12 protein-coding genes are annotated in these 13,212 nt (G+C 64.9%); 8 read left to right on the top strand and 4 right to left on the bottom strand.

Going from position 1 to position 13,212, the window contains the following annotated elements; all coding sequences use genetic code 11:
* Window positions 1–70 precede the first annotated feature (70 nt).
* The 7 genes from ACODTA_RS04950 to ACODTA_RS04920 all read left to right on the top strand — a co-directional run bounded on the left by ACODTA_RS04950 (window position 71) and on the right by ACODTA_RS04920 (window position 7,304).
* The gene (locus ACODTA_RS04950; RefSeq protein ID WP_489064686.1) at window positions 71–427 is read left to right on the top strand and encodes a PepSY domain-containing protein; all 357 of its coding nucleotides are present in this window, start codon (window positions 71–73) and stop codon (window positions 425–427) included.
* Window positions 427–1,092: a response regulator transcription factor gene (locus ACODTA_RS04945; protein WP_489064685.1), complete on the top strand. Its 666-nt coding sequence runs from the start codon at window positions 427–429 to the stop codon at window positions 1,090–1,092. Before ACODTA_RS04950 ends, ACODTA_RS04945 begins: the two co-directional genes overlap by 1 nt.
* Window positions 1,089–2,441: an ATP-binding protein gene (locus ACODTA_RS04940; protein ID WP_489064683.1), complete on the top strand. Its 1,353-nt coding sequence runs from the start codon at window positions 1,089–1,091 to the stop codon at window positions 2,439–2,441. The genes ACODTA_RS04945 and ACODTA_RS04940 overlap by 4 nt, the downstream gene beginning before the upstream one ends.
* A gap of 158 nt (window positions 2,442–2,599) precedes the next feature.
* Window positions 2,600–3,619 carry an alpha/beta fold hydrolase gene (locus tag ACODTA_RS04935; RefSeq protein ID WP_489064681.1) on the top strand — a complete coding sequence of 340 codons (1,020 nt, stop codon included), beginning with the start codon at window positions 2,600–2,602 and terminating at the stop codon, window positions 3,617–3,619.
* Between the two features lie 89 nt (window positions 3,620–3,708).
* On the top strand, window positions 3,709–5,112 hold the full coding sequence (locus ACODTA_RS04930) for a M20/M25/M40 family metallo-hydrolase (protein ID WP_489064679.1): 1,404 nt from the start codon (window positions 3,709–3,711) through the stop codon (window positions 5,110–5,112).
* A complete protein-coding gene (locus tag ACODTA_RS04925) occupies window positions 5,112–6,146 on the top strand; it encodes an arginine N-succinyltransferase (protein WP_489064678.1) in 1,035 nt (344 codons plus the stop codon). The genes ACODTA_RS04930 and ACODTA_RS04925 overlap by 1 nt, the downstream gene beginning before the upstream one ends.
* 21 nt (window positions 6,147–6,167) lie before the next feature.
* Entirely contained in the window at window positions 6,168–7,304 is a 1,137-nt protein-coding gene (locus ACODTA_RS04920) for a carbohydrate porin (protein WP_489064677.1), read from the top strand.
* A gap of 31 nt (window positions 7,305–7,335) precedes the next feature.
* Here the strand turns inward: ACODTA_RS04920 and ACODTA_RS04915 are convergent, their stop codons facing one another.
* The 3 genes from ACODTA_RS04915 to ACODTA_RS04905 all read right to left on the bottom strand — a co-directional run bounded on the left by ACODTA_RS04915 (window position 7,336) and on the right by ACODTA_RS04905 (window position 10,549).
* Entirely contained in the window at window positions 7,336–8,385 is a 1,050-nt protein-coding gene (locus ACODTA_RS04915) for a YncE family protein (RefSeq protein WP_489064676.1), read from the bottom strand.
* A 97-nt stretch (window positions 8,386–8,482) separates the two neighbouring features.
* Window positions 8,483–9,877 (bottom strand): sensor histidine kinase, encoded by a 1,395-nt coding sequence (locus ACODTA_RS04910; RefSeq protein ID WP_489064675.1) that lies wholly within the window; start codon window positions 9,875–9,877, stop codon window positions 8,483–8,485.
* Window positions 9,878–9,880: 3 nt separating this feature from the next.
* Window positions 9,881–10,549 (bottom strand): response regulator transcription factor, encoded by a 669-nt coding sequence (locus ACODTA_RS04905; RefSeq protein WP_489064674.1) that lies wholly within the window; start codon window positions 10,547–10,549, stop codon window positions 9,881–9,883.
* A gap of 147 nt (window positions 10,550–10,696) precedes the next feature.
* Between ACODTA_RS04905 and ACODTA_RS04900 the strand changes: the two genes are divergently transcribed.
* A complete protein-coding gene (locus ACODTA_RS04900; protein ID WP_489064673.1) occupies window positions 10,697–11,791 on the top strand; it encodes an ABC transporter substrate-binding protein in 1,095 nt (364 codons plus the stop codon).
* 53 nt (window positions 11,792–11,844) lie between these two features.
* On the opposite strand, the gene ACODTA_RS04895 is transcribed toward ACODTA_RS04900, so the two are convergent.
* A complete protein-coding gene (locus tag ACODTA_RS04895; protein ID WP_489064672.1) occupies window positions 11,845–13,158 on the bottom strand; it encodes a CitMHS family transporter in 1,314 nt (437 codons plus the stop codon).
* Between the last annotated feature and the right edge of the window lie 54 nt (window positions 13,159–13,212).

Raw genomic sequence — 13,212 nt, 5'->3', positions numbered from 1 at the left:
GATGCTTGCTGACGCACGCCCGGCACGCGCCGTCAGCGGCGCGTCAGCAAATTCGTGCTAGCAGGGCGATATGAAGACCCATGCCCTTCTGCGCTGCATCGGAATCGCGTCCGTCCTTATGGCGGGTGGCGGCTTGCTTGCGGCCCCGTCGCTGGCGGGCAAGACGACTGATCGACCACGGATAGAAGGCAAGAAGGAGGAGCAGGCGATCATCCGCGCCGCGATGAAGCGTCGCGAACTGATGCCGCTGCCCAAGGCGATCGCGATCGCGCGAAAGCTGGTGCCCGGCGACGTCATCAAGGTCGACCTCGAGCTTGAAAAATGGGGGATAAAATATGAGGTCAAGATATTGGCCCCGAGCGGTCGCGTGCGCGAGGTCGAGCTGAACGCCCGCACCGGCGCGCTGATCAAGATCGAGGACGACTGATGCGCCTTCTGCTCGTCGAGGATGATCCCGATGTCGGCGCCGATCTGGTCGACGCGCTGAGTGCGGCCGGCTTCCTCGTCGATCATGCCGTCGAAGGCGAGGACGCCTGGTTCAAGGGCGACGTTGAGGATTATGCGGTCGCGGTGCTCGATCTCGGCTTGCCACGGCTCGACGGGCTCACGGTGCTCAAGCGCTGGCGCGCCGCCGGTCGGAGCTTCCCCGTCATCATCCTCACGGCACGCAGCGACTGGACCGAGAAGGTCGAGGGGATCGAGGCGGGCGCCGACGATTATCTCGCCAAGCCATTCGCCACCGGCGAACTGATCGCGCGCGTGCGCGGACTGATCCGGCGGACCGCCGGCCATCTGTCGCCTGTGCTCAATGTCGGTGGGCTCGCGCTCGATACCAGCCGCATGATGGCGACGGTCAACGGCCGCCCGGTGCGCCTGTCGCCGCTCGAATTCCGCTTCCTGGACATATTGGCGCATCGGCCGGGCCAGCCGGTCTCCGCCGGCGAGATCGCCGAAGCGCTGTATGGCGTGGAGGATGCGGGCGACGCCAACGCGGTCGAGGCACTGGTTGCGCGCCTGAGGCGCAAGGTGGGCGCGGAGTTGATCGAGACGCGGCGTGGGTTTGGTTACATGCTGCAAGAGTTCGGGCCTTGAAGTTGGCCTCGCTGCGCCTGCGCCTTTTGCTGGGCGCGGCGATCGGCCTGTTCGCCGCACTGACACTCGCCTGGCTCGGCATGACTTGGCTGTTCCAGCGCCATGTCGAGCGGCGCGAAACCCAGGCATTGATCCGGTCCGCCGAAATGCTGGTCGCCGATCTCAGGATCGGATCGGACGGAGTGCCTGTGGCCGACTCCCCCCCACAGGATAGCCGTTTCGAGAGCCTGGCGAGCGGACTCTACTGGCAGCTTGCCACCCCGACGGGTGCGCAGCGGTCTTTCTCGCTTTGGGATCAATCGCTGCCCAAGCCATCACGGCCCTCTGCGACGAACTGGACCACCGATCACGAAATGGGGCCGTTCCGAGAGGGGCTGCTGATCGTCAGCCGGATGATCCGGCCCGATCGAACCGGGCCTCCGGTCCTGGTGCAGGTCGCGCAGGACAATCGCGAGATCGAAATCGCCTATTCCGAATTCGGACGCGAAATGGCCGGATCGTTGGCCTTGCTCTGGCTGGCGCTGTCGGTCGCGGCCTATGCGCAGGTCGGGCTCGGCCTGCGCCCGCTCGCGCGTATCCAGGAGGAGATCGACCGGTTGCGCCGTAGTCCGGCGGCCCGCCTTTCAGACGATTATCCGCGCGAGGTGAGCCCGTTGACGCGCGGCATCAACGCGCTGGCGGGCACGCGCGAGGCCGACCTGGTGCGCGCGCGGAAGCGCGCGGCGGATCTGGCGCATAGCCTGAAGACTCCGCTCGCGGTGCTGGTGGCGCAAAGCCGGCGTGCGCGTGCAGCCGGGGCCGAAGAGGCGGCCGATGGCCTCGATCGCGCGATCGCGGCGGTTGGCGCCGCGCTGGAGGCCGAGCTTGCCCGCTCGCGCGCTTCCGCCGCGCGCGGTGCGGCGGAAATCGCCGATTCCTGTCCGGCAACAGTGACCGACGGCGTGATCAGCGTCATTGAGCGCACCGAACATGGCGAGCGCATCGTGTTCGATAGCGACTTTCCCGAAGGGCTGCGCGCGCCGGTCGCCGCCGAGGATCTTGCCGAACTGCTCGGCGCGCTGATCGAGAATGCCGCGCGCCATGCCCGGCGGGTGGTGAAGGTTTCCGGGAGCGCCGACGCAGATGGCGTGACGCTGTCGGTGGAGGATGACGGCCCCGGCATCGCGGAAGATCATGCCGCCGCCGCGCTCGTGCGGGGCGGGCGGCTGGACGAGGCGGGGCCGGGGCATGGCCTGGGCCTTTCGATCGTCCGCGATCTGGTTGAGGCGACGCAGGGACGTATCGCGCTCGGTCGGTCGCCGATGGGCGGGCTGCTGGTCGCGCTCGTCTGGCCGAGCGGGCTGCGCTGACAGGCGGGTGACAGGCTCGATGGCGATGATGTTCCCAACGGAGCGGTTTCGATGCGTGGGGAATCTCCTGACGGCACGGGAATTGCCGCGAGGACGGAAAAATTGGGAGGCGGTCCGGTTCGGTATGGGCTGGATCGTCTCTAGGAGCAGGAGGAACGATGCGCGGGTTTGTCTTGGCGATGGCGGTGACTGCCACGGCGGCATCCGCCGCGCCTGTCGGGCGCGATATCACGACCAAAATCGCAGCGGCGACGGTGCGGGACGATCGTTTCCCCGACACGCCGGCGCGTTTCCCGGATGGGATCGTCGCGCTGCCCAATGTCGAATATGCCAATCTCGTCGGCTATCGCCCGCTGACGCTCGATCTCTACCGTCACGCCGCACGCGGTAATGACAGGCGTCGTCCACTGGTGATCTGGGTGCATGGCGGCGGCTGGAGCCGCGGTGATGCACGGACCTCCGCCGCCTTTGCCGATTGGCCGGGCGTTTTGGGTTCGCTCGCGGCGCGAGGTTATGTCGTCGCCTCGGTCAATTACCGGTTGAGCGGCGAAGCGCGTTATCCCGCCGCGATCAAGGATGTTCGCGCGGCGGTTCGTCATCTGCGCGCCAATGCGGGTGCCTATGGCATCGATCCGGTCCGCGTGATTCTTTGGGGCGGATCGGCCGGGGCCTATCTGGCGACGATGGCGGGGCTGGCCTGCGGCGATCCCGCCTTCGCACCCGAGCCGTCGACCGGACGCACCGAGCGTGGCGACGTGACGAAGGCGTCGGGCGAGGCCGACTGCGTTCAGGGCATCGTCGCATGGTACGGTCCGTTCGACCTGTCGGAGTATCGATCGGCCAATGTGGCGGCGTTGCTCGGATGCGAAGGGGAGTGCGCCGTGTCCGCCAGGGCGGCCAGCCCGATCGCGCATATTCCCAAAGGCGCGCCGCCGATGCTGCTGGTCCATGGTACGGGCGACACCACGATCGCGGCCGCGCAGTCGATGAAGATGGCGGAACGGCTGCGCGCCACGGGCAATCGTGTCGAAACGCTGTTCATTCCCGGTGCCGATCATGGCTGGATGCGCGGCACTCCGGAAGGGACGCGCGATGCGCATCTGGTCGCGCTCCGTAAGAGCTTCGCCTTCATGGACACGATCGCGCAAGTGACTGGCCCGGATGCAACAGCGCGATGAAGGGATTCACGTCTAGAACGGTCAGACTGGCCGTCATCGCGAACGAACGAATGAAGAGGGGGATAATCGTGCACCGAACGTCCAGGATCATGCGCGGATTGACAGCGATCGCTGGACTGGCGGCCGCCGTGCCGGCGTTCGCGACCGATGACGAGGCGCGCTTCCGCGATCTCTATCGTGAACTCATCGAAACCAACACGACGCTCTCTGAAGGAAGCTGCACCGCTGCCTCGGAAAAGATGCAGGCCCGGTTGATCGCGGCCGGCGTGCCGCGTGCCGATACGGAGGTGGTCGTCTCGCCTGACTTTCCGAAACAGGGCAACCTGATCGCACGCTTGCCCGGTAGCGATGCGAAAGCGCCCGCGATCCTGCTGGTCGCGCATATCGACGTGGTCGAGGCGAAACGATCCGACTGGAAACGCGATCCGTTCAAGCTGGTCGAGGGGAATGGCTATTTCTACGCGCGCGGCGCGATCGACGACAAGGCGATGGCGTCGGCCTTTGTCGACGCGCTCGTCCGATACCGTGAAGAAGGATTCAAGCCCCGACGTACGATCAAGCTTGCGCTGACGTGCGGAGAGGAGACAGATTCGGTCTTCAACGGCGTGCAATATCTGCTCAAGACCCGGCCGGATGCGCTCAAGGCCGGCTTCGCCGTCAACGAGGGCGGCAAGGGCTTTCTGGATGCTGCAGGGAAGCCCGTGCTGTTCGGCGTGCAGGCGGGCGAGAAAATCTATCAGGATTACAAGCTGGTGGCGACGAGCCCGGGCGGGCACAGCTCGCGTCCGGGCAAGGACAATGCGATCACCCGGCTCTCCAATGTGCTCGGCCGTATCGGTGCATTCGCCTTCCCCGTCGCGCCGGGCGAGGTCGCCCGCAACTTCTTCGCGCAATCCGCCGCGCTTTACGAAGGGCAGCAGCGCGCAGACATGCAGGCGATCGGGGCGGGCACGGCTGATGCCGCCGCCTATGCACGCATTTCCGACGCCTCGCCGGTCTGGAACGCGACGCTCAGGACCACTTGCGTTTCGACGATGGTCAACGCCGGTCATGCCCCCAACGCATTGGCCCAACATGCCCAGGCGAATGTCAATTGCCGGATCCTGCCGGGCCAGTCGGTTGAAGACATTCGCAGGGTGCTGGCTCAGGCGGGCGCGGACCCTTCGGTCGAGATCGCATTGGATGGAGAACCCGGGCCTGTTTCGCCCGCGCCGCCGTTGACGCGTGAGATCATGGCCCCTGTCGAGGCGATCGTGAAGGATATCTGGCCGGGCGTGCCCGTGATTCCCAGCATCTCCACGGGGGCGACCGATGGCCGTTTCCTGCTCGCCGCCGGCATTCCCACCTATGGCATATCGGCGGTGTTCGTCGATCCGGATGGCAATGGCGTGCACGGCCTGGATGAGCGTGTTCGCGTCAAGTCGTTGCTCGATGCGCGGGCCTTCCTGTACCGCCTCGTAAAAAGCTATGCGAATGGAAAGGGTGGACGCTGATGTGGGCGGTTAGGCCGATAGAGACGCGGGATCTCGACGCGCTGGTCGATCTTGCGGAAAGCCTGGGGCCGGGCATGACGACCTTGCCCGCCGATCGCGAAAGCCTGGCGGCGAAAGTCGAGGGATCAGTCGCGAGTTTCAGGGGATCGGTGGAGCGTGCCGAGGCGCACTTCCTGCTCGTGCTGGAGGATCCGGCGAGCGGCGCGTTGCTCGGCACTGCCGCGCTCTATCCGCATGTCGGCGCGCCTTATGGCTTCTTCTCGTATAAGCGGCTGAAGCTGGTTCAGCGCTCGCAGGCGCTCGGAATCGACAGCACGGTGGAGATGCTGTCGCTTGCCAATGATTACACCGGCACGACCGAAGTGGGCACGCTTGCGGTGCGCCCCGAACTCAAGGGGACGGGGGCGGGGCGCTTGCTCGCGCGCAGTCGCTATATGCTGGCGGCCGCCTTTCCCGACCTGTTCTCGCCGCTGCTGATGGCGGAAATGCGTGGCTGGCAGGATGCCGAAGGGCATAGTCCTTTCTGGGACGCGGTGGGCGCGCGCTTCCTCAGCATGGATTTCGCGACCGCCGATCGCATCAGTGCGCTGCGCGGATCCGATTTCATAGCGGACCTGATGCCCAAGCACCCGATCTACATCAACCTGCTGCCCGAAAGCGCGCGCGAGGTGATCGGTAAACCGCATCAGGACAGCGCACCTGCGATGGCGATGCTCAAGCGCGAGGGTTTCCGTTTCGAGGGCTATGTCGATGTGTTCGATGCAGGGCCGCAAGTCCATTGTGATCGCGAATCGATCGCCACCGTCCGGCTTAGCCGAGAGGGGCCGCTGACGGCACTTTCTCCCGCGGCCGAACCCGATGCGCCGGATTATCTGGTGTGCAACACCATACTTGACCGTTTTCGGGTGGTCATGGCTCCGGGTAGGGTTTCCGATGGCGAAATCGCGCTTTCCGAGGATGCGGCGCGCGCGCTCGACGTCATGGTCGAAGACAATGTCCGCTGGTCGCCTGGGTCGCTGGCGGGAGCGATCTGACATGTGGAAGGACGGATACTGATGCTTCGCGGATTTGGGTTGCAGCATTGCCTGTGCGCCGCGGGGCTCGCGCTGAGCGCCGAGGTGGTGAAGGCCAAGGAAGGCGAGGAGAAGCCCGTCACGGTGAGGGGCAGCTATGTCACCGACATATTCGGGCTGGTCGATGGCGGCGAGGATCGTGGCGTCGACTGGATGGGGCGTGCCGATCTGATTGCCGAGTTCGACGGCGGCAAGGCGGGTCTCGACGGCGTAACCGGGTTCGCCGATCTCATGTTCACCCAGGGACCGGAATTTTCCGGCCGGCATGTCGGCGATGGCCAGGTTGTCAGCAATGTCGAGGCGCGGCGCGGCCTGCGCCTGCTCGAAGCCTGGTTGTCAGTGCCGGTGGGTAATGGTGGCACGTCGGTGAAGGGCGGCCTGATCGACCTGAACACTGAGTTCGATGTTCAGGATGTCGGCGCCTTCTTCATCAACAGCTCGCACGGCGTGGGACCGGAATTCTCGCAATCGGGTGTCAATGGCCCGTCGATCTTCCCCGCCACGTCGATCGGCTTCATGATCAAGTCGGAACGGCCCGGCCGGACATTGCGGCTCGGCGTGTTCGACGCGATTGCCGGATCGCATGTCGACCCACGTGATGTGGTGATCCGCTTTCCCGGCCAGCGTGGCGCGCTGATCGTCGCCGAGGCAGACGTGAAGCTCGGAGAGAGCGCCAATGCCCAACTCGGGCTGTGGACCTATACCTCGCGTTTCGACACGCTGAGCGGAACCCCGGAGAGGCTGCGCGCCAGTCGCGGCGCTTATGCGCTGATCGAGGGCTCCGTCACTGACAAGCTAGATGCGTGGATCCGTGTCGGTATCGCGGATGGCCGCGTCAATCCGATCGATCGTTATGTGGGGGGCGGTGTGACCTGGGGACGCGATGGATCGCGTGTCGGCCTGGCTGTTGCCCATGCCCGGCTTGGCGACGATGCCTATGGCACGGCGGTGCTGGACCGCGCTGAAACCGCGATCGAACTGAGTTATGATCGCGAGATCAGCCCCAGTTTCTCGATCCAGCCCGACGTGCAATATGTGATCAACCCAGGCTGGGAGCCGCTGCGGCGCGACGCGCTGGTCCTCGGCTTGCGCCTGAAATTTGCGTTTCCGGGCGACTGATCGATGATCGGCCGCCCGGTTCGGCATGGATTCACCGGGGTGCGTAAGTGAGCACGGTGAATCGATCGGGGTGGTAATAGGGAACGGGCGTTCCACCTTTGTCGCTGGCGATCAGACTGTGGTCGGCCGTGACGATGAACAGCCGACCATCGCGTTCGTCGATCTGCATGATCTTCGCGTTCGGCCGCGTCATCACATTGCCAAGCAGGCGGTAACCGTCCGCGCCACTCTGTTCGATCACCGAGAGGTTGGCGTCGACTCCGTTCGAGGTGAGAATGCGGTGGCGGCGCTCGTCGACGGCCAGCCCGTCGATCCCACGGCCGATCGGCACGGTCGCGACGATCCGGCCGGTGTCTGCGTCGATCGCCAGCAATACCGGTTTGTCACCACGGCATCCAACAAGCAGCCGGTTGCCATGTGCCTGGTATTCGACGGCTGTGGGCTGGATGCAGTCGCCGACGGTCCAGCGCGCCTTTTCTTCCAGCGTCTTGGCGTCGAGCTTCAGGATGACGTTGTCGTAGCGCGCCGGAGCGAACAGGTTGCCACGTCCGTCGCTCGCCGGGTCGTCCATCTTGGTGAAGGGAAAGCTCTTTGTACCCAGCAGACGCCCGCTCGCGGGATCGATCCGGTACCAGGTTGACGTCTGCGGTCGCTGGCCCGTCACCACGATTATCTGGCCGGTCGCGGGATCGTACATCGCACCGTTCAGTCCGCCGTCCTGCGCCAGCTTTATCCGGTCGATCGCCTTGAGCGTTTTCAGATCGAAGCTGAGCAGGCTGCCGTCGGTCATCGCGACATAGCCTCGATTATGCGCGGGCAACAGCAGCGGGCCGTTGGCGCCGACCGAGTTCTCGATGACGGCGATCTGGCGATGGCTGTCGACGTCATAGACGACCAGCCCGTCCTTGCGGCGCGCCATGAACAGACGCGAGCCACCTGGATCGAGCTTGCTGTAATCCCAATCTGTATCGGTGCTTGGCAGCGTCGTTTCGTGGTCTAGGCTGTAAAGCGGGCCGTTGGCGACGGCAGGGGCGGCCAGCAGGGCCGCCGCTCCGGCGCAGATCTGAAGAAGCAGTTTCAAAGAGGCATCCCCAACCAATGCGGCCGCGACGGCTTATCCGCCGCTTGCGCGGCAAGCTTTAGCCAGGGCGGCTGACATCATGCTGTCGCGGCAAGGCTCAGTCTTGGCCGGGGAACAGGATCTGGACACGCAATCCCTTGCGGCGTTGGGGATCTTCCAGCGTCACCTGGGCGCCGATCGCGTCGCTCAGCGATTTCACGATCGCGAGCCCCAAGCCGCTACCCGCGCGAGACTGGTCGCGATCGAGCCTGCGGAAGCGGGTGAACACCGTTTCCCGATCGGAGGCTGCGATACCGGGGCCATCGTCCTCGATGCTGACGAGAACGGCGTCGGCGGTGCGACGCACTTCGATCAGCACTTCGCCACCGGGCTCATTGTAATGAACGGCATTGTCGACAAGGTTTGCGATCAGTTCGGTCGCGAGGCCCTCGGAAGTTCGCACGAAAAGCTCCTCGGCATCGCATTCGAAGATCAACTCCACATCATCCTTCAGTGCCTGCGGCGCCTGTTCGGCCGCGACGCGCCGCGTCAGCGCGATGATATCGACGGACTCCGCCGCGATGCCGCGCGCGGGATGCATGCTGTCGGCCCTCGCGAGCGCCAGAAGCTGGACGAGAAGGCGCTGCAGCCGGTCGGTCGCCGCCTCGATATCGACCAGCGATGCCTTGCCCTGTTCGCTGTCGGTTCCCGCGCTGCGCAACACCGCGATATGCGCACGCAGGATCGAGAGCGGCGTCCGCATCTGGTGCGATGCGTCGGCAGTGAAACGCCGCATGCCCTCGACCGCCAGATCGAGCCGCGCGAGCAGGCTGTTGAAGGCGCTGACCAGCGTGCCAAGTTCGTTGGGCACGTACGCCATGGGCAAAGGTGCGAAGTCGTCGGGCCGGCGCGTCTCCATATGCGCGCGCATGGGCTCCAGCGGATGCAGCCCCAGGCGCACCGCCTGGGGCAGGATGAGCATGACCAGCCCGAGCAGCATGATTTCGAGCACGACCAATCCCGTCATCATCCGTTCACGCAGTTGCCGGCGCGCCTCTAGCGTTTCCGCCACTTCGATGACGATCGGTTCGGAAAAGCTGGGCAGGCTGCGCTTGATCGCGGAGATGCGGACCCGCATGCCGCGATAATCGGCATAGCCGAAGCTGGCGTCGCCTTCGTCGGGCTTGATCGCCGCGATCGACGGCAGGTCGCCATAGCCGGTGATCAGCCGCTGGCCGAGGCGGACGCTGTAATAGACATTGTCGCGGGAATCATTCTCCAGCATGCCGAGCGAGAAGGGCGGCAGGTCGACCGAAGGTTGACCGTCCTCGATGGATAGGGTCTCCGCGATTGAACGCACCGATGCTGCCAGCAGTCGATCGTTCACGCGTTCGACGATATCGTCGATCAGCAGCGATCCGCCGACGCCGAGCGCGACCGCGAGCCCCGCCATCGGCACGACCAGCGCGAACAACAGTCGCCGGGTCAGGGACGTGCGCCGCGCGGACGCCAACGGTCAGTCGGCTTCCATCATGTAGCCCAGGCCACGCAACGTCCGGATCGCCGGGCCGTGGGGCGTGAGCTTCTTGCGCAATCGCGCGATGTACACCTCGATCGCATTGGGCGCGACGGGCTCGTCATAGCTGAAGACCTCTGACGCCAGCCGGTCCTTGGTCACGACCTGGCCGAGCCGGGCGACGAGACGTTCCAGCACCACCCATTCGCGCCGGCGCAGTTCGATCGCCTCTCCGTCGATCGATGCGACGCAACGGGTACGGTCGATCTCCAGCCGGCCGATCCGGATCACCGGCGAAGGGTCGCCGGGCGGACGGCGGAGCAGGGCGCGTAGTCTCGCGGCCAGTTCGAGGGGCTCGAACGGCTTGAGCAGATAGTCGTCGGCGCCGAGATCCAGGCCCTTGACGCGATCGGCGACCGTATCGCGCGCTGTGAGGAACAGGATCGGGGTCTTGCAGCCTTCGCGCCGCAACTGACGCAGCACCTCGAAGCCGGACATGTCGGGCAGGCCGACGTCGAGAGTGATGATCGCATAGGGCTCGTCACGTGCCATCATCAGCGCCGACGCCCCGTCGTAGGCGGGGTCGATCGAATAGCCTTCCGCGCCCAGTGCCGCCACCAGCCCGCGCGACAGCGCCTTGTCGTCCTCTACCAGCAAAACCCTCGCCAAGATCCCGTCCCCTTGATCGGCGTCGAACCATTTCTGTCCTGTATCCCTCGTGCGCGAAGCGCTTTCGCCCCCGTCGATCAGTCCCTAATATAGCATCTGGAACCGCCTTTTGGGAAAGAAGCGCGTGCAATCGGAACACAGACACGGATGATCGGCAAGCCGCTTCGTTTTCTGCTGCTGCTCGGGGCCGCAATCGTCTCCGTGCCCGCCTATGAAGCGCCCTATGCCCGCGTCGAGGAAAGGGCGCGGGAGGATGGGCGGCTCACCATTTACTCGACGGCCGACACGCAGGAAGTCGCGCCGTTGCTGGCGGCGTTCAGCCGCGAATATCCGTTCCTGAAGGTCGACTATGTCGATATCACCGCCGGCGAACTCTACGAGCGCTTCATGCGCGAAAGCAATGCGGGCACACCGCGTGCCGACCTGCTTTGGAGCGCGGGCATGGATCTGCAGATCAAGCTGGTGAACGACGGCTATGCCCAGCCCTATGTCTCGCGGGAAAAGGCGGCGTTGCCCGATTGGGCGGTGTGGAAGAATGAAGCCTATGGCGTGACGGCCGAGCCGATCGTCTTCACCTATAACAAGGCGCTGATGCCTGCGGCCGCGGTGCCGCGCAGCCATGCCGATTTCGCGGCGCTGTTGGCCAATGCGCCCGACCATTATCGCGGTCGGATCGCCTGTTACGATCCGGAGCTTTCGGGAACTGGCTTCCTCTATTTGACCTGGGATCTGCATACCAATCGCGACTTGTGGAAATTCGTAGAGACGCTGGGTCGCGCGCGTCCCACCGAACATGCCACCAGCCGCGAAATGCTCGATCGCGTGTCCGACGGACGCAGCCTGATGACCTATAATATCATCGGATCCTATGCGCTGGAGCGTCAGTCGCGCGATCCTGCCGTCGGCGTGGTGATGCCGGAGGATTATACGCTGGTGATGTCGCGCATCGCTGTGATTCCGCGCAGTGCTCCACACCCTGACGCGGCGAAGCTGTTCCTGGATTTCATGCTGTCGCGCCAGGGACAGTCGTTGCTCGCCGATCGATACATGACGCCGGTGCGTCCGGACGTTCCAACGCCTGCGGGCACGCGTGCCGACAGCAAGGCGGCGCGCGCGATCAGGGTCGGTCCGATGCTGCTGGTCTATCTCGACCAGCTCAAGCGCCGCCGCTTCCTGCAGGAATGGAACAACAGCATGGCGCAGGCCGGTACGCTGTCCACCGGGGTCGGCAAGGCCAAGTGAGGCGAATGCCGGGCTGAGGGCGCCGGCGACCGCGATTGCCGGACGGTGTCCGTTCACGCCGCCAGCGGAAAGATGCCGAGCAGCAAGCAGGCCGCCATGAACACCGCGCATGAACCGAGCGCCCATTTCAGCGTGAAGCGCTGATGCTCGCCGAACTCGATGCCCGCGATGCCGACGAGCAGATAGGTGGAGGGCACCAGCGGGCTCAGCAAATGGATCTGCTGGCCGACGAGCGACGCCTGCGCCATGTCCATCGGCGACAGACCGTAGCGCGCGCCGGTTTCTGCCAGGATCGGCAGCATGCCGAAATAAAAGGCGTCGTTGGAAATCAGGAAGGTGAAGGGCAGGCTGAGGATCGCGGCGATCGGCGCCATATAGGGGCCGAGTGACGGTGGCAGGCAATCGATGATCGTCGCTGCCATCGCATCGATCATTTTCGTGCCTGACAGGATGCCGGTGAAGATGCCTGCGGCGAACACCAGGCTCGCCACCGCCAGCGCATTGCCGGCATGTGCGTTGATCCGATCCTTCTGCTGCTGCAACGTCGGATAGTTGATCATGATCGCGACCGCGAATCCCAGCATGAACAGGATGCCGAGCGGCAACACTCCGGCGACCAGGCAGACCATCAGGATGGCGGTGAGCAGGAAATTGACCCACATCAGATGAGGGCGCCGGGCGCTCGGATCGCCGACGTCGTGCGCCACCACCTCTTCGCCGGTCGCATTCTCGTCGACGGTATCGGCGGGGAGCTGGGCCAGTCGGCGGCGTTCGCGAATGCCGAAGCGATAGGCGACGAAGAAGACCCAGAGTGCGGTGACCAGCATTGCCGGGATCAGCCCGACGAACACGTCGCGCGGATCGAGGCGCAGCGCGGTGGCGGCGCGTGCGGTGGGGCCGCCCCAGGGCAGAACGTTCATTACCGCGCCAGACATGATGATGAGGCAGGCCATCATCCGTACGTCCATCTTCATGTGCCGGTAGAGCGGCAGCAGCGCGGACGCGGTGATCATATAGGTGGTGGTGCCATCGCCATCGAGCGAGACGAGCAATGCCAGCACCGCTGTACCGATGGTGATGCGCAGCGGATCGCCATGCACGATGCGGACGATGGTCTTGATGAGCGGATCGAACAGACCCACATCGATCATCAGCCCGAAATAGAGAATGCCGAAGATCAGCATGACGCCGGTCGGCGCGAGTTCACGCACGCCCGCGAGCATCATATCACCCAGGCCCTGGGTGAATCCGGCCGCGATCGCGAAGAGCGTCGGCACCAGGATGAGCGCGACGACCGCCGATAGCCGCTTGGTCATGATCAGCGTCATGAACGTCGCGACCATGGTGAAGGCCAATATTGCCAGCATCTCTCTCTTTTTCCCCCGAGGGCGGCTGGCGCGTGCGACGACCGCCCCGCCTTG

Source organism: Sphingomonas sp. FG14 (genome assembly GCF_057809675.1).
The sequence above is the reverse complement of the archived record's forward strand: the minus strand, read 5'-3'. Positions and strand labels throughout refer to the sequence as shown.